General features: G+C 58.4%; 13 protein-coding genes and 1 pseudogene. 8 read left to right on the top strand and 6 right to left on the bottom strand.

Annotated elements, in window-relative coordinates; genetic code table 11:
- Nucleotides 1–939: 939 nt before the first annotated feature.
- The 8 genes from ACKXF7_RS08005 (at nucleotide 940) to ACKXF7_RS07970 (ending at nucleotide 6,654) form a co-directional block, all read left to right on the top strand.
- Nucleotides 940–1,257: a hypothetical protein gene (locus ACKXF7_RS08005; protein WP_423741013.1), complete on the top strand. Its 318-nt coding sequence runs from the start codon at nucleotides 940–942 to the stop codon at nucleotides 1,255–1,257.
- Nucleotides 1,258–1,276: 19 nt separating this feature from the next.
- Complete coding sequence (locus tag ACKXF7_RS08000; protein WP_423741012.1) at nucleotides 1,277–1,588, top strand: hypothetical protein; 312 nt, start codon at nucleotides 1,277–1,279, stop codon at nucleotides 1,586–1,588.
- Between the two features lie 9 nt (nucleotides 1,589–1,597).
- Nucleotides 1,598–1,819 (top strand): hypothetical protein, encoded by a 222-nt coding sequence (locus ACKXF7_RS07995; RefSeq protein ID WP_423741011.1) that lies wholly within the window; start codon nucleotides 1,598–1,600, stop codon nucleotides 1,817–1,819.
- 74 nt (nucleotides 1,820–1,893) lie between these two features.
- On the top strand, nucleotides 1,894–2,196 hold the full coding sequence (locus ACKXF7_RS07990) for a Dabb family protein (RefSeq protein WP_423741010.1): 303 nt from the start codon (nucleotides 1,894–1,896) through the stop codon (nucleotides 2,194–2,196).
- 356 nt (nucleotides 2,197–2,552) lie between these two features.
- Nucleotides 2,553–4,550, top strand: a complete 1,998-nt coding sequence (metG, locus tag ACKXF7_RS07985; protein ID WP_423741009.1) for a methionine--tRNA ligase — start codon at nucleotides 2,553–2,555, stop codon at nucleotides 4,548–4,550.
- A 6-nt stretch (nucleotides 4,551–4,556) separates the two neighbouring features.
- Nucleotides 4,557–5,519 (top strand): DMT family transporter, encoded by a 963-nt coding sequence (locus ACKXF7_RS07980; RefSeq protein ID WP_423741008.1) that lies wholly within the window; start codon nucleotides 4,557–4,559, stop codon nucleotides 5,517–5,519.
- Nucleotides 5,516–6,331, top strand: coding sequence for a TatD family hydrolase (locus ACKXF7_RS07975; protein ID WP_423741007.1), 816 nt, complete (start codon nucleotides 5,516–5,518; stop codon nucleotides 6,329–6,331). Before ACKXF7_RS07980 ends, ACKXF7_RS07975 begins: the two co-directional genes overlap by 4 nt.
- An 89-nt stretch (nucleotides 6,332–6,420) precedes the next feature.
- The gene (locus ACKXF7_RS07970) at nucleotides 6,421–6,654 is read left to right on the top strand and encodes a hypothetical protein (RefSeq protein WP_005944505.1); all 234 of its coding nucleotides are present in this window, start codon (nucleotides 6,421–6,423) and stop codon (nucleotides 6,652–6,654) included.
- A gap of 148 nt (nucleotides 6,655–6,802) precedes the next feature.
- Here the strand turns inward: ACKXF7_RS07970 and ACKXF7_RS07965 are convergent, their stop codons facing one another.
- The 6 genes and pseudogenes from ACKXF7_RS07965 to argS form a co-directional block, all read right to left on the bottom strand.
- A complete protein-coding gene (locus ACKXF7_RS07965) occupies nucleotides 6,803–7,615 on the bottom strand; it encodes an ABC transporter ATP-binding protein (protein WP_348585176.1) in 813 nt (270 codons plus the stop codon).
- 7 nt (nucleotides 7,616–7,622) lie between these two features.
- Entirely contained in the window at nucleotides 7,623–8,567 is a 945-nt protein-coding gene (locus ACKXF7_RS07960) for an ABC transporter permease (RefSeq protein WP_339396142.1), read from the bottom strand.
- A gap of 415 nt (nucleotides 8,568–8,982) precedes the next feature.
- Nucleotides 8,983–10,080, bottom strand: coding sequence for an ABC transporter substrate-binding protein (locus ACKXF7_RS07955; RefSeq protein WP_423741006.1), 1,098 nt, complete (start codon nucleotides 10,078–10,080; stop codon nucleotides 8,983–8,985).
- 458 nt (nucleotides 10,081–10,538) lie between these two features.
- A complete protein-coding gene (locus tag ACKXF7_RS07950) occupies nucleotides 10,539–12,926 on the bottom strand; it encodes a YfhO family protein (protein ID WP_423741005.1) in 2,388 nt (795 codons plus the stop codon).
- A gap of 46 nt (nucleotides 12,927–12,972) precedes the next feature.
- Nucleotides 12,973–13,992 carry a tRNA dihydrouridine synthase DusB gene (gene dusB / locus ACKXF7_RS07945; protein WP_423741004.1) on the bottom strand — a complete coding sequence of 340 codons (1,020 nt, stop codon included), beginning with the start codon at nucleotides 13,990–13,992 and terminating at the stop codon, nucleotides 12,973–12,975.
- A gap of 232 nt (nucleotides 13,993–14,224) precedes the next feature.
- A pseudogene (argS, locus tag ACKXF7_RS07940) lies at nucleotides 14,225–16,037 on the bottom strand (arginine--tRNA ligase).
- Nucleotides 16,038–16,051: the final 14 nt, after the last annotated feature.

Here is a 16,051-nt window from a genome sequence, read left to right as displayed (position 1 = left end):
CTCCCTGCTGGGAACAGAGTTCCTCTCCAAAGGGTACGATCGTCCGGACACACCGCACAGAAAGCGGCATTTTGTACGTTCCATCTGCCATTTTTCAAGAACTGCACAATTTTATGTTTTTATCCTTGTGCACTCTGCGAATAGACAAATCAATCAGGAATATGTATAATAAAGCCAGAAACCAGAGAAGTACAGCAGAAGCTCAAGAGAGAGTTACTCCCGCTGACTTGAAGCAGAAAGGAGCGAGACCGATGGTCGATATGGAACCCGCACAGTTTGGACAGGCTGTCGGGATTCGCTGAGAAGCAAAACAGAGGCTCACCACAAACGGGATGTTTCCCCCGTATAAAAACACAACAAAAATGAGCCAGTCTTGAGCATCAAAAATGCGATTATACGACAACCTGTCGATTAACTAAAACCCCAGCGATTCAAATAGATCCGCCGGAGATGATTCCTATGAAGGTATCTTTTGTACGGAGAGCATTATTTGAATAGCAAAAAGGAGTTCTACCAATGTACTAAGTAACTTGTCCCTGGCAAATCTAACTCGAAAGAATGTGGTAATATGAAATTCATCTTCAGAATCTCGGTGCCGCACTCCATCAGTTAAGAGAAGGGTCAGTCCAATGTACTAAGTAAATTCGTCCCCTTGAAATAGATTCTCAGTTTCCAGTAGTTTCTAAGGAGAGTCACCCTATGAAACGTTTACTCCGAAAATGAGGAAGTCCAAGGAGAAGAGGCTTATGACTCCGAAGAAGTAAGTATCCAGCCGGACGAGGGCTTGCAAACGCCTCGTCCGGCTGGTTTTATTTTGTGCTGTTTTCACCAACAGTCAACGCCCGATTTGTGCAAATTTTACGCAGGAAGGTTGAATGCCGTCCTTGTGTTTTCACCCCTCTATGTTATAATTGTGGAAAAAGATGGGAGGTGTATTCCATGGAGTCGTTCTTTTCGTTTTCCACTCTGTTCAACCTTGTGCTGACCGTTATCTGGTTCATCTCCGGCATTCGGGATCTTCAAGGCAAAGACCCGTTCATCGATCTGCCGTTCAACCAGTATCACCGTGACCCGGAGTACCGCGCCTTCTGGCAGAAAAAGAACGGCGTGTTTTACATGCTCAACAGCATCGCCTTTCTGATCTTAGCCTTCACACCTGTCACATCGCTGCTCTACCGTATCCTCTTCGGCATCGCCATCGTGGGAGACCTTCTTTATCTTGTCGCTTACGAAAGCTGGAACCATAGTGCGGATTGACAGCCGGAAAGGGACCACCATGAATTTGAATCTTTCGGACTGGGATTGGCTGAACGCTGCACTGGGCGTACTGTTTTTGTACCGCGGCATCCGGGACCTGTACAATGGCACCGGCACCGGATGGAGCAGTGAGGACGAAAAGAAGCACTTTCACAGTTTCTTCGGCATCCTGTCGATCCTTTGCGGTGCACTCTATCTGGTCAACATTTTTCTGCCAAAGGTCAAGCCGCTGAATTCCATTTTGATGGTGGCGGCGCTCGTGTTGTGCGCTGCCCTGCTGATCTCGTATCTGTGCTATGCCCTGAGCAGGGACGACAAAACCAAAAAGTGAGGGATTGCTATGGAAGTCATCTGTGCGATCTTAACCGCACTTTTCGGCATCGGGTTCGGCATTTTTATGGCGCTGCAGCCGGAGGATGCCATTGCCCTGCATGACCGTGGGCGGTATACGCAGGCACCTGAGCCCACGGAAGAGTACATCCGGCTGACCCGGCTGGAGGGCATCGTAGTTTCGTTGCTCTGTGCCGTGCTTCTGGTGGTTCTGCTGTTCGCACCCCAATAATACTTTGCAGCTTTCCTCTTGCGGATTTTTTCTCACCCTGCTACAATGAGAAAAAACGCAGGAGGTATTTTATTATGGTCAAGCATGTGATCCTTTGGCAGCTGAAGGACGAGCTGTCCGACGCCGAAAAAGCCGCCGTCAAGGCAGGCATCAAGGAAGGGCTGGAAGGTCTGGCAGGCAAGGTCCCGGGCCTTGTGGAAGTGCATGTCAACATCCACGGTCTCCCCTCTTCCACCGCCGACCTGATGCTGGACACCACCTTTGAAAGTGCCGAGGCCCTCAAGGGCTACTCCGTCCATCCCGCCCATGTGGCTGTGGCCGACAGCAAGGTGCGGCCCTACACCAAGGCACGGTTCTGTCTGGATTACGAGATTTAATGTTGACAAACCCACCGTTTTTGCGTATTATAGACATAATAATGTAAATTGGCTGTGAAGAGAAGAGTACGCACCGTCTGCGCCTGACAGAAAGCCCGAAGGATGGAACCGGGCAGGCCGCGCGATGCCGAAGATGGTCTCGGAGCTGCGCAGGTGAAGATTGAGCCTGCGACGGGTGCGCCCGTTACCGCGCTGCGCCGTGCTTTTTTGCCCGGCAAAAGGCTGCGCCCGCAAGGGTGCGGCGAAGCAAGGTGGTACCACGAAAGTTTCAGGCTCTCGTCCTTGTCCGGCTCAGTCCGGCAGGATGAGGGCTTTTTTCGTCCCCCGCCAAATCAGGAAAGGAAGAGTATCAACCTATGAGTGAGCACAAGACATTCTACATCACCACTCCCATCTACTACCCCAGCGACAAGCTGCACATCGGCCACAGCTATACCACTGTCGCCTGCGACGCACTGGCACGCTTCAAGCGGATGCAGGGCTATGACGTCATGTTCCTGACCGGCACCGACGAGCACGGCCAGAAGATCCAGGACAAGGCCGCCGATGCCGGCGTGACCCCCAAGGAGTATGTGGACAAGATCGTAGCCACCGTCAAGGATCTGTGGAAGCTGCTGGACGTCAGCTACGACCGCTTCATCCGCACCACCGACGACTACCACATGGAGTCCTGCCAGAAGATTTTTACCAAGCTGTACGAGCAGGGCGACATCTACAAGGGCGAGTACATCGGCCACTACTGCAAGCCCTGCGAGAGCTTCTGGACTGACAGCCAGCTGGTGGACGGCAAGTGCCCGGACTGCGGCCGTGAGGTCTACGACGCCCACGAGGAAGCCTACTTCTTCAAGACCAGCAAGTATGCCGACCGCCTGCTGAAGCTCTACGAGGAGAACCCCCAGTTCATCCAGCCCGAGAGCCGCAAGAACGAGATGATTGCCTTCATCAAGCAGGGCCTGCAGGATACCTGCGTGTCCCGTACCTCGGTCAAGTGGGGCATCCCGGTGCCCTTCGACCCCAAGCACACCATGTATGTGTGGGTGGACGCCCTGAGCAACTATATCTCCGCGCTGGGCTACGGCAACGAAAAATATCACGACTATGACAAGTTCTGGCCTGCCGACCTGCACATGGTGGGCAAGGAGATCCTGCGCTTCCACACCATCCTGTGGCCTGCCATGCTGATGGCTCTGGATCTGCCTCTGCCCAAGCGGGTGTTCGGCCACGGCTGGCTGCTGATGAACGGCGGCAAGATGTCCAAGTCCGTGGGCAATGTGGTGGACCCTGTGATCCTGTGCGACCGCTACGGCGTGGACTCCATCCGCTACTTCCTGCTGCGTGAGATTCCCTTCGGCAACGATGGCATGTTCACCAACGAAGCTCTGATCAACCGCATCAACAGCGACCTTGCAAACGATCTGGGCAACCTGCTCAGCCGCACGGTCGCCATGTGCGAGAAGTACTTCGGCGGCACCGTGCACAATGTGGCCGGTACCGAGGCCATCGACACCGAGCTGGAGACCATGGTCAACGAGCTGACCGCCAAGGTCACGGCCGACATGGACAACCTGACCATCCCGCAGGCTCTGATGGAGATCTTTGCGGTGATTCAGCGTGCCAACAAGTACATCGACGAGACCGCTCCCTGGGCACTGGCCAAGGACGAGGCCAACAAGGCCCGTCTGGAGAGCGTACTGTACCACCTGTGCGAGGCACTGCGCGTGTGCGGCATCCTGCTGAACGCCTACCTGCCCACCACTGCCCCCAAGATGATGGAGCAGCTGGGTCTGGACGCATCCGCTCTGGATCTGAGCAAGACCACCTACGGCGCACAGGAGACCTACACTGTGCACAAGGGCGAAGCACTGTTCCCCCGCATCGACGTGGCAAAGGAGATCGCCCATCTGAAGGAAGAAGACGAGAAGCGCAAGGCCGCTGCCGAAGCTGCCAACAAGGCCAAGGCAGAAGCGGAGAAGAAGGCTGCCGTCCCTGCCGAGGAGAGCACCGTTGACTTTACTCACGAGGAAGAGATCGACTTTGACACCTTCTGCAAGGTGGAACTGCGCGTGGCCGAAGTGCGCGCCTGCGAGAACCTGAAGGAGAGCAAGAAGCTGCTGCACCTGACCGTGTTTGACGGCGAGCGGGAGCGCTGCATCCTTTCCGGCATTGCAAAGTGGTTCAAGCCGGAAGACCTGATCGGTAAGAAGATCGGCATCGTGTGCAATCTGGCACCCCGCCCGATGATGAAGGGCAAGTACGTCAGCGAAGGCATGATCTTTGCTGCCGACACCGCAGATGGCGGCTGCTCCATTGCATTCTACGGCGACGATACCCCCGTGGGCAGCCGCATCCACTGAGCCGCCATGGAGAAAAACAAAACGCTTTCCCGCGCGGAATGGCTGGATAAGATCTTCGGCACGCCGGTGTTCGCCGTGCTGCTGGCCATCTTCTGCAATGTGCTGTGGGGCTCGGCCTTCCCCTTCATCAAGCTGGGCTACCGGCTGTTCTCCATTGAGACCAGCAACACCGCGTCCATTTTCTGCTTTGCCGGTGTGCGGTTCATGCTGGGCAGCTTTCTGGTCCTGCTGGGCAGTGTGCTGCTGCAAAGCCGGGTTCCCCGCCTGCCCCGGGGCAAGGTCGCGGCAGAGTGCTGTGCGCTGGGCCTGTGGCAGACCACGTTTCAGTACGCCTTCTATTATATCGCTGTTGCCATGCTCACCGGTGCCTTTGGCGGCATCCTGAACAGCACCCAGAGCTTTCTGGGCGTGATCTTTGCCCACTTCATCTACGGCAACGCCGACCGCATGACCCCTGCCAAAACACTGGGCTGTGTCATCGGCTTTGCGGGCGTGCTCATCGGCACGCTGGGCAACCACGGCAGCGGCAGCGGCTGGGGCGTGTTCTGCATGATGACGGCCACCGTCATCTTTACCCTGTCCGGCCCGTGGAACAAATCCGTGACCAAAAAAGCAGACAGCTTTGCCGTCTGCTTCATCAACCTGTTCGTGGGCGGTCTGGCACTGTTTGTGCTGGGCGCGGTCATGGGCGGCAGTCTCCATGTGCAGAACGCACTGGCGGTGGTGGTCATGCTGTATCTGGCCTTCATCTGCGGGGCAGGCTATGTGCTGTGGGCCCTGCTGATGAAGAACAACCCGGTCAGCCGCATTGCCATCTTTGGCTTTGTGAACCCGGTGGTCAACGTGCTGCTGAGCGCCGTGCTCAACGGCGAACCGCTGTTCCGCTGGCAGTATCTGGCGGCGCTGGTGTTCGTGTGTGTGGGCATCTGGCTGGTGAACAAGGCTCCCGCCAAAAAGGAGGGTAAATGACCGGCCCCATTTTTGACACCCACGCGCACTACAGCGCCCGCGCCTTTGACGCCGACCGCTATCCCCTGCTGGACAGCCTGCCCGGTAAAGGCGTGGTGGGCGTGTGTGAACAGGCAACCCACTCCGGGGATGCGCCCCGGGTGCTGGAGCTGGCGCACCGCTACCCGTGGGTGGTGGCCGCCGTTGGCATCCATCCGGAAAGCCTGCTGCCCGCCGCCGACTGCGGCGAGGAAGGCCCGGCTCCTACGGTCTCGGTCTATGGCGGCAACTGGGCCGCCGAGATGCGTGCCCTGATGCCCTATTATGCCGACCCCAAGGTGGTGGCAGTGGGGGAGTGCGGGCTGGACTACCACTGGCCTGTGCCCAAGGACGCCCAGCTGGCCATGTTTGAGGCACACATCCGGCTGGCGCTGGAGCTGGACAAACCCATCATCGTGCACGACCGCAATGCGCACGCCGATGTTTACGCCCTGCTCAAAAAATACCAGCCCAAGGGCATCGTCCACTGCTATTCCGGCAGTGCCGACGACGCGGTGTGGCTGGCAAAACAGGGACTGTTCATCGGTTTTGGCGGGGCGTGCACCTTCAAGGGTGCCAAGCGGGCGGCAAAAGCCATCAGCGCCCTGCCGCTGGAAAGCATCGTGCTGGAGACCGACTGCCCCTACATGGCACCGGAGCCGGTGCGCGGCACCCGCTGCGACAGCTCCCTCATCCGCTATGTGGGCGAGTATATCGCCCAGCTGCGGGGCATCTCTGCCGAAGAGGTGTTCCGCACCACAGTCGAAAATGCCCGCCGGGTATACGGGCTGTGATTCGTTTTTCGCAAGTTGCGCAGGTTTTTCCCTGTGCTTCTGTATAAGCCGACGCATAAAATCCAAATTGTTATAAGGAGATTTCTACCATGAAAGCACGTATTCCGAAACACCGCGAGTTCATCATCAACTTCCCCGACAGCATCGACCAGAACAAGGCCAACGAGGGCTGGGCAAAGCTGCAGCAGATCGTTGAGGACTACAAGAAGGCCCACAACGGCGCTTCCGTCTACGCCCCCACCTTCATCGAGGACTGCGAAGCCGAGGTGAAGAAGCTGCAGGAAGAGTACGGCTTCGAGTACACGGTCGAATACGTTCAGTAATTTCTGATATTTAAAATCCCCTCTGTGCATCTGCGCAGGGGGGATTTGCTGTTTCAGGGGAAGCCGCTTTTCCCCTGCGGTGCGCTCCTGCAAAAATACAGCCCCGGCAGACTGCATGGTCTGTCGGGGCTGTGCTTTCCCGTCCGGGTCACTTTTCCACTTTACTCAGCAGGATGCGGTCATTGTCCAGATTCTTGCCGGCATTCTCGCGGAACTTTTCAAGCAGGTCGTCCACGGTCATCCGGCTGCGTTCCTCGCCCTTCACGTCAAAGACGATGCGGCCGGAATCCATCATCAGGGTGCGGTTGCCCAGCTCCAGTGCCTGATGCATGTTGTGGGTGACCATCAGGCAGGTGATCTTCTTTTCAGCCACGATGCTCCTGGTCAGCTCCAGCACCTTTTCGGCGGTGGCGGGGTCCAGCGCTGCGGTGTGCTCGTCCAGCAGCAGCAGCTTGGGGGTGACCAGCGTTGCCATGAGCAGGGTCAGCGCCTGCCGCTGACCGCCGGAAAGCAGTCCCACCGGCTGCTTCATCCGGTCCTCAAGGCCCATATCCAGCAGCGCCAGCTTTTCGCGGAACACTTCCTTGTCCTTGCGGGAGATGCGGGAGAAGATGGCGTGGGGCGCGGTGCCGGCACGCAGATAGGCCAGCGCCAGGTTTTCCTCAATGGTCATGTTGGGTGCGGTGCCCTTGAGCGGATCCTGAAACAGGTGGCCGATGACCTTGCTGCGCTGGTGCTCCGGCTCAAAGGTGATATCCTGTCCACCCAGCAGGATGCTGCCCTCGTCGGCAATGAAGCCGCCGGTGATGGCGTTGAACAGGGTGGATTTGCCCGCGCCGTTGGAGCCCACGATGGTGGCGAAATCCCCGGCTTCCATGTGCAGGCTGACGCCGTTCAGGGCCACTTTTTCATTGACCGTGCCGGGGTTGAAGGTCTTGTGCAGATCGTTCAGCTGAAGCATTTCCATCTTACTTTCCCTCCTTGCCGGTAGTCACGCGGCGGCGGCAGGCCCCATGCTTGCGCTGCTCAAAGGCGATTTTTTCCTTGATGGCCGGCATCGAAATGGCAATGGCCACGATGATGGCAGACACCAGCTTCATGGCGGCGGCGGGCACATTGAAGCGCAGGGCCACAGCCACGATAAAGCGGTACAGGCAGCTGCCGAACACCACGCCGATGATGCGGCGCGGCATGGTGCGCTTGCCGAGCAATGTCTCGCCGATGATGAGGGAGGCCAGTGCGATGGTCACCATGCCGGTGCCCACATTGATATCGCAGCTCTTCTGATACTGCGCCAGCAGGCCGCCGGAGAGGGCGCACAATGCGCCGGAAACGCACAGGCCCACCGTGATGGTGAAGGCCGGGTTGATGCTGGAAGCGCGCACCATGGCAGCGTTGTCACCGGTGGCGCGGATGGACAGGCCCAGCCGGGTGCCGAGGAAGCCCAGCATCGCCGCACCGGCAAGCAGGATCATGGCCAGCGCGATGGCCAGCTTATACCAGCCGCCAAGGAAGCTCAGTGAGCCTTTTGCCAGCGAGAAAACAGTGTCGGTCTTGACCAGCGACATGGTGGAGGAAAAGCCCATCACGGCCAGATTGATGGTGTAAAGGCCGGTGTTGACGATGATGCCTGCCATGATGCTCTCCACGCCAAGGCGGGTCTGCAAAAAGGCCGTGACAAAGCCGGAGCACACACCTGCCGCCATGGCTGCAACAAGTGCCAGAATGGGGTGGCCGGTCAAAGCCACCTGACAGGCTACCGCGCAGCCCAATGTGAAGCAGCCGTCGGTGGACAGGTCTGCAATGTTCAGGATGGAATAGCTCAGGAACAGTGCCAGCGCCACCAGGGCATAGATACAGCCCAGTTCCAGCGCCGTCTGTAGGACGTTGAGCGAAAAGATACTCGCCAGCATGTGTGTGCTCCTTTTATGTTTCTTTTTGAATAGACGATTTAAAATGGCCTCCGCTTGCGCTCTGGCCATAATTTAAGGAATCAGTTTTTTATTTCGGAATACCGGAGCGTCTGCGGACGCTCCGGTATTCCATTTTCACAAGTGGGGTCGTAAAGGGAAGCGGGCTCGACATTTTGCACTTGAATCGGAAACTTTCCCGCTATGCCAAGGGCTCTCCCTTTGAGGAAAGACTTCCCCCGCGCCGGGGGAAGATGTCGCGCAGCGACAAAAGGGGGAATCTGGCATCACGCAGCGATGACTGAGAGGGCAAGGATGCTGATCTTGTGCAGCAGACCGCTTCCCTCAGAACCGCCAAAAGCTCCCCCTTTCGGGGGAGCTGGCAAAACCGTCAGGTTTTGACTGAGAGGGTTCTTTTTTAAGAGAAGTTCTCTGCCGTGGTCACTTCCACGATCTCGGTGCAGTAGGGCTTGAAGGCCTCCTTCACGGTGTCGAGGTCCAGACCCAATGCTTCGCAGGTCTCGGTGTTGATGGTGACGATGCCGTTGTCAAAGGTCTGGTACGGCAGGTCTGCGGTGGTCTTGCCCTCGCACAGCAGCTCTGCCACCATATCGGCAGTGGCTTCGCCCAGCTGGACGTAATCCACGCCGTAGCCTACGAAGGCACCGTTCAGTGCAAAGCTGTCAGCACCGGTGTAGTGCTGGACGCCTGCCTCGATGAAGGTCTCGTAGATGGACAGCTCTGCGGTCATTACGGTGTTATCGGTGGGGGTGAACACGGCCTTGACGCCGGAAGCGATCAGGGCCTCGGCAGCCATCTGCACCTCGGCGGTGGTGGTGCCGTTCTTCTCAATGTACTTGATGCCGTTGGCATCGCAGAAGGCCTTTGCATCTGCAATGGCCTGGGTGGAGGCATCCTGACTCAGGTCGTACAGCAGGCCGATGGTGTCAATGTCCGGGTTGACGGCAGTGATCAGCTTCATGATGGCCTCGGTGTTCAGTGCGTCGGAGGTGCCGGTGATGTTCTCCTCGCCGTCAAAGCCTGCAGCGGCGGGGTCGGTAACGGCAGAGTAGACAACGGGGATATCGGTATCCTCCACAGCAGCCAGCATGGTTGCGGCGGTGGGGGTAGCCACAGCCACGATCACATCCACGCCGTCACCTACGAGGTCGGCACCGATCTGGTTCAGGTTGGACTGGTCAGCCTGTGCATTTGCGTAGTAGTCGGCGTAGTCGAAGGCAACGCCCTTCTCAGCGCCCAGCTCATCCAGACGGCTCTCCACAGATTCCACGATCTGGTTCAGGGAAGCATGATCCACGTAGTTGACGATGCCCACCTTGAAGGTCTGACCGCCCTCGGCTGCGGCAGAAGCGGCAGCGGAAGAAGCGGTGGAAGATGCAGTCACGGTGCTGGAAGCAGCGCCGCCGCAGCCGGTCAGCGCCAGTGCGGAAACAGCGGAAGCAGCCATAGCGGCCTTGAGGAAGCTGCGGCGGGAGATCATGGTAACGTTTTTCATAATAGTAAGCTCCTTTCCCGGAGCGGGCGGCCCATAAATTTTAAATAAAAAAGACCCGCTCCCTTTGCGGGACGGGTCTTTGCAATAAAAAACGACCCTGTCCCTGTGTGTTCATCCACAAGGACAGGATCGGTAAAATTCGATTCTGCGGTGCCACCTTGCTTGCCCTGCTTTCCAGACGCAGAGCCTCTCACGGAGAGCCAACACTCCCCTGTCCTGTAACGGAGACTTCCGTCCAAAGCTACTAAGGCTTGCTGCCCGTTTGCCCGGCCCTCGGCGGCCCACGAAGCTCTGCCCCGCTCTCGCCCGTTTTCACTGTCCGGGCTCACTGAAGATGCGCTGTACAGGTTCTCTTCCGCCTCATCGGTTTGATTGCATTATACACTTTATCGGCATAAAGTCAAGAGGAAATTGCAAAAATTTCTTTTTTCTGCGGCATAAAGTCATTCTTCCCTGTGTCAGCTCTGCTTTGTGCGGCGTCTGCGCCAGACAAAGCAGGCCGTGTACGCCAGCCACACCGCAATGCCTCCCAAGGTCAGCGGGCGGCTCAGCCGGATGCCGTCGGGCTGATAGACAAAATTGATGCTGTTTTCCCCTGCCGGGCACAGCACGGCCATCAGGCCCTCGTCCACCTGCAGGATGTCTGTTTCCTGCCCGTTGACATAGGCGGTAAAGCCGTCATCATAGGGCACCGAGAAGAACACAAGGTTCTCTTTTTCCAGCGTGATCTGCGCATGGAAGCCGGAATTGTTCATCTGGAACACACTGGCGGCTGCGGCGCGGCGCTCGCGGCAGTCCTGCACGTAGGACTCATAGTACAGCTCCTCCCGTCTGCCCTCCGGCAGATGGGTGAGGTATTGGCCATAGACCGCAGCATCCTCATCCCGGAGCACCAGTGCGCGCATCAGCAGGTTTGCGCGCGTGGTCTTTGCGGTCTCCTCGTACTCGCTCTCGGTAAGGTAGCAGTCGTAGGTAAAGCCCATGGGCACATAATTCGTGTTGCGGTACACCGCGTAGCCGTCCTTTGTAAAAGCATGCTCCCAGCCCGCATCGGCTTCGTTCTCAAAGTCGTTCTGCTTTTCCGGCGTGGTGATGAGGTATTCCACGCTCAGCAGACCCCGCAGTGCATAGTTGGAAAGCTCCGGTTCGCTGCGCACATCCCGCTTGACCCCCAGCGCCGGGTAGAAGCTGAGGATGCTGGGCGCAGCGGTACTGCCGAAATACTGCAGACAACTCTTATCCAGCCACATGCCGATGTTATCATGAATCTTGTAGGTGTCGATGCGGTAGTCGCCCTCGGGCAGGTCGTTTTTCAGCAGCAGAGCATTCGTGTCCTGCTCCACAAGGTCGCTGTCGGTATACCACTGGCCGAACTTGCCAATGCCGATGTGCACCACGCTGAACAGGAAGGCAAATACCAGCACCGCCGCTGTCATGCGCTGGGCAAAGCGGCGGTCAGCCCGCCATTTCTGGCAGAGGGCGCGGTACACCAGCAGGCCCAGCAGTCCAAAGCCCAGCACCGCGCAGTACTGACCGGGGTTCTTGAGCACACCGAAGGACCAGCTGCCCGTGTCGCTGTCCTTTACCGGCACCATCGCAAAGGCCACCGTGGCGATCATCAGCCAGCTGATGCCCCGGGCGGGGCTGTCCAGATCGGTGTTGTGATCCTCCAATGCATTGACGGTCATCGCGGCCAGCACCAGCACCGGCATATAGTACCAGCGTGCATAGTAGCTGGAGTTGAGGGCATAGAACGCACTGTTCAGAATGGGGACCAGCGCGAACACCGCACAGGTGCCCACGATGCGCTTTTTGCTGTCGCCGTGCTTTGCCTGCCAGTAGGCCGCAGCACCGGCCAGACTGCACAGCGGCAGATAGGCCGACATACTGGTCCACTTGATGACGCCCTCCGACCAGATGGAGGTGAGGTAGGGCGAATCCGGCGGCATGATCCAGCTGACCAGAATGGCAAGGTACTGCTGCACCTTGCTGTAGGTCAAAAAGCCCCATCCGGAGGAAAGGTCGATGGTGCGCGGGTTCTGCAAAATGGAGAGCACCGCAGGCACCAGCAGGATGCTGCCCATGGCAACGCCCAGAATACTTTCAAAGGCCAGCAGCCCGAACTTTTTTGCCGTCAGCCGGAAGTCTCCTGCGCTGAGCTTACAGATGAAGTAGATGGCCAAAAACACCACCTGACCGATGAAGAAGAAGTAGTTGTTGACAAGGTTCACCGCCACCCAGAATGCAAACCAGCTGCGGCGGCCATTGTAAAGGGCCTCGTCCAGCGACCACAGCAGGTACGGGAACAGCGCCACCACATCCACAAAGTGGTTGAAGAACACGTTGTACACCGTAAAGCCGGAGAAGGCATACAGCACCGCACCCAGCACAGCGTAGTCGATGTTTTTGACGTAGCGGCGAAGATACAGATATGCACCGCCACCCGCCACGGCAAACTTGAGCACCAGAAGCGGCACCATCAGGTAGGGCAGCCACTTCTGCGGGAAGAGCAGCGAGAACCAGAAGAACGGCGAACCGTACAGGTAGAACGAGTAGGCGTTCATGACGCCGCTGCCAAGGTCGGTGGCCCACGAAAAGGTGTTGCGCACCGTGGTGAATGCACTGTCCGGATAGCCGGCACCCTTGACGAAGCCGTTCATATAGCGGTAAAAGCTGATCTGCTGGCTGTTGAAATCGCCGGCGTAGTGGAAAAAACCGCCGTCGATGAGATAGAACGGCAGAAAGAACAGCGCCGCCGTCAGAGCGCACAGGCCCACTGTCAGCCAGAATTTATCCTTTTTTTGTTCCAGCAGACGCGGCTGCCGGGCAGTATCAGACCATTCCATGGTTTCCTCTTTTCTCTGCCCCCTGCGGGGCAAAAAGCTCAAATTTTTACGGGAACGGCACCTCGCGCACGTCGTCCGGGTCCAGCCCGGCCTTGCGCTGCTCTTCAAACACGGCGTCGATCAGCTCATCCAGATCTTCCAGACGGGTCAGGGTGCAGCAATAGCGGCGCAGATTGGCCGCCCCCTTCAGCCCCTTCATATAGTGCATGGTCTGGGAGCGGGCCTGCGGCATGGCCACAAACTCGCCCTTCTGCTCCACCATCTCTTCCACCTGACGGCGCAGCGCATTCATGCGGGCCTGCAGGTTCGGTGCCTTGGGGGCAGGCAGGCCCTCGATGGCCGCATTCACCCGCTCGAAGAGCCATGGATCGCCCAGTGCGCCCCGGGCGATCATCACGCCGTCGCAGCCGGTGGCCTGCATCATCCTCACCGCATCCTCTGCCGAATGGATGTCGCCGTTGCCCAGCACCGGCACCCTGACGGCATCCTTCACCCGGGCGATGATTTCCGGGTCGATGCCGGGAGTATACATCTGCTCCCGGGTACGGGCGTGCACCGCAATGAGGGCCGCACCGGCCTGCTCACAGGCCTTGGCACACTCCACGGCGGTGATGTGGTCGGCGTCCCAGCCCTTGCGCATTTTGACGGTGACAGGCCGTTTTGTGTGGGCCACAACCTGCTCCACGATGCGTCCGCAGCGGTCCGGGTCCAGCATCAGCTTGCTGCCTGCGCCGCCGGAAACGATCTTGGGGGCCGGGCAGCCCATGTTGATGTCCACAAAATCGAATTCGTACTGCTCCATGGCAGCGGTGGCTTCGCCCATGATCTCGGGCACTTCACCAAAGATCTGCACGCCGTAGGGCGCGCCGTTGGGCTCGGCTTTCAGCATGCTGACCGTCTTGTGGTCGCCGTAAACAAGCGCCCGGCTGGACACCATTTCGCTCACCGTAAAGCCCGCACCGTGCTGGGCCATCAGGCGGCGGCAGGGTGCATCCGTAAAGCCTGCCATCGGGCCGAACACCGCCCGGTGAGGCAGGCTGATATTGCCGATCTTCAAAGGTTCCATTGGTTCTCCTTGTATCTGTTTTGGGGTAAACGATTCTGAATGCGCTCTGCGTTGCTCTGCGCATGTTCAGAGGAAAGATTATTTTTATTTCGCGTTTGTCGCGCTCTGCGGAGCGCTCCAAACGCATTTTCACGGGAGGGAGGTGACGGAAAGAGGCAGTTGCTTTCCATCCATACACCGTAAAAAGGGGCTGTTGCGCCAAATGCTGTGCAACAGCCCCCATGGTTTTATGTTACATCTTCTCGGGCACGTTGATCTTGAACATGGTCAGCACGTTGAAGATGACATTCTTGACGCCGATGCACAGGGCCAGACGTGCCTGCTGCACAGCGGGGTCTGCGCCCTGAATGCGGCAGTTGCCGTAGAAGCGGTGGAAGGCACTGGCCAGATCAATGACAAAGCGGTTGATGCGGCTGGGGTCGTACTTCTCGGCCGCCATGACGATCTCCTGCGGGAAGGCTGCCAGCATCCGGATCAGATCCATCTCGGAAGGCTCGGTGAGCAGGGTGGCGTCCACCTTCTCGGCACCGGCAAACTGCACGCCCTCGCTCTCCATCTTTTTCAGGATGGAGCAGATGCGGGCATGGGCATACTGCACATAGTACACAGGGTTATCGTTGTCGGTCTTGACGGCCTGATCCAGGTCAAAGTCGATGCCGCTGCCTGCATCGTGCATATTGAACAGGAAGCGTGCGCTGTCGATGGGCACCTCTTCCAGCAGGTCGGTCAGGGTAATGGCGTTGCCGGTGCGCTTGGACATGCGGACAGGCTGGCCGTCCCGCATCAGGTTGACCATCTGCATCAGTACCACGTCCAGATCCTCGCCATGCAGGCCGATGGCGTCCATGGCACCCTTCATGCGGGCCACATGGCCATGATGGTCTGCACCCCAGACGTCGATGGCCTTGGCAAAGCCGCGGGTGGCCAGCTTGTTGTAGTGGTAGGCGATATCGGCGGCAAAGTAGGTGGGGATGCCGTTGGCACGGACCAGCACTTCGTCCTTGGCTTCCTCCTCGGTGCCGTCCTCGGTCTTTTTCTTGTTCACGGTGCCGTACTTGGCGGCGTACTGGGCGCTGCGGTACATGATGGCACCGTCCTCTGCCTTATAGCATGCGCCCAGCTCCAGCAGCTTATCCACCACAGCCATGACCGCGCCGGACTCGTGCAGAGTGCTCTCGTGGAACCACACATCGTAGTCGATGCGGTACTTGCCCAGATCACGCTTCAGGGCGGCAATGTTCTTGGGCAGAGCATAGGCCACCAGTGCGTCCTTCAGCTGGGCAAAGGCTTCGCTCTCGAACAGAGCCTCCTCGCTCAGCCCGGAGCAGGCGGCAACGTACTTGTCGCCGTTGATGTCGGCAAACTCACCGGCCAGCACCTTGATGTCGCCGCCCTGATAGCACTCGGCGGGCAGAGGGAAGGTCTCCTCGCCGCAATACTTCTGCAGGTAGCGCACTGCAAGGCTCTTGCCGAACTTCTGAATCTGGTTGCCGGCATCGTTGATATAGAACTCGCGGGTCACATCGTAGCCGGACCAGTCCAGCACAGCGGCCAGACAGTCGCCCAGTGCGCCGCCGCGGGCGTTGCCCATGTGCATGGGGCCGGTGGGGTTGGCGGAAACGAACTCCACGTTATACTTTGCACCCTTGCCATGGTCGGTGCGGCCATACTCCTTGTTGGCGCAGGCACCCAGCACCACGCCAGCCCAGAAGCTCTGGGACAGGAACAGGTTGATGAAGCCGGGGCCGGCCACTTCCGCCTTGGCAAACACGCTGTTTTCCATGGAGGGCAGGTGCGCCAGCAGGGCGTCCGCGATCATCCGGGGGGCTTGCGCCAGCTGCGGGCACCGGCCATGGCGATGTTGGAAGCGATGTCGCCGTTCTTCACGTCGGCGGGATCTCCACGATGAAGGCGGGCAGCTCGGCTTCCGGCAGAGCGCCATCGGCCATAGCGGCCTTGGCGGCGGCGGTCAGCAGAGCGCGGGCCTCATCCAGCGCAGCCTGACGGGGGTTGTAGTTCTGGTAGGTCTTTTCAAATTCAGTCATTGGTCTGATTCCTT

The sequence above is a fragment of the Faecalibacterium sp. 7 genome (genome assembly GCF_049562865.1).
Lineage (GTDB): Bacteria > Bacillota > Clostridia > Oscillospirales > Ruminococcaceae > Faecalibacterium > Faecalibacterium wellingii.
Note: the sequence above shows the minus strand (reverse complement) of the source record. Positions and strands in the feature narration are given on the sequence as shown.

Excerpts from the sequence above, each read along its gene's own strand:
- ACKXF7_RS07965 (WP_348585176.1), bottom strand. The coding sequence starts at position 7,615 with ATGCTTCAGCTGAACGATCTGCACAAGACCTTCAACCCCGGCACGGTC.
- dusB (WP_423741004.1), bottom strand. The coding sequence starts at position 13,992 with ATGGAACCTTTGAAGATCGGCAATATCAGCCTGCCTCACCGGGCGGTG.
- ACKXF7_RS07980 (WP_423741008.1), top strand. The coding sequence starts at position 4,557 with ATGGAGAAAAACAAAACGCTTTCCCGCGCGGAATGGCTGGATAAGATC.
- ACKXF7_RS07955 (WP_423741006.1), bottom strand. The coding sequence starts at position 10,080 with ATGAAAAACGTTACCATGATCTCCCGCCGCAGCTTCCTCAAGGCCGCT.
- ACKXF7_RS07970 (WP_005944505.1), top strand. The coding sequence starts at position 6,421 with ATGAAAGCACGTATTCCGAAACACCGCGAGTTCATCATCAACTTCCCC.
- ACKXF7_RS07990 (WP_423741010.1), top strand. The coding sequence starts at position 1,894 with ATGGTCAAGCATGTGATCCTTTGGCAGCTGAAGGACGAGCTGTCCGAC.
- ACKXF7_RS07960 (WP_339396142.1), bottom strand. The coding sequence starts at position 8,567 with ATGCTGGCGAGTATCTTTTCGCTCAACGTCCTACAGACGGCGCTGGAA.
- ACKXF7_RS07995 (WP_423741011.1), top strand. The coding sequence starts at position 1,598 with ATGGAAGTCATCTGTGCGATCTTAACCGCACTTTTCGGCATCGGGTTC.
- metG (WP_423741009.1), top strand. The coding sequence starts at position 2,553 with ATGAGTGAGCACAAGACATTCTACATCACCACTCCCATCTACTACCCC.
- ACKXF7_RS08005 (WP_423741013.1), top strand. The coding sequence starts at position 940 with ATGGAGTCGTTCTTTTCGTTTTCCACTCTGTTCAACCTTGTGCTGACC.
- ACKXF7_RS08000 (WP_423741012.1), top strand. The coding sequence starts at position 1,277 with ATGAATTTGAATCTTTCGGACTGGGATTGGCTGAACGCTGCACTGGGC.
- ACKXF7_RS07950 (WP_423741005.1), bottom strand. The coding sequence starts at position 12,926 with ATGGAATGGTCTGATACTGCCCGGCAGCCGCGTCTGCTGGAACAAAAA.
- ACKXF7_RS07975 (WP_423741007.1), top strand. The coding sequence starts at position 5,516 with ATGACCGGCCCCATTTTTGACACCCACGCGCACTACAGCGCCCGCGCC.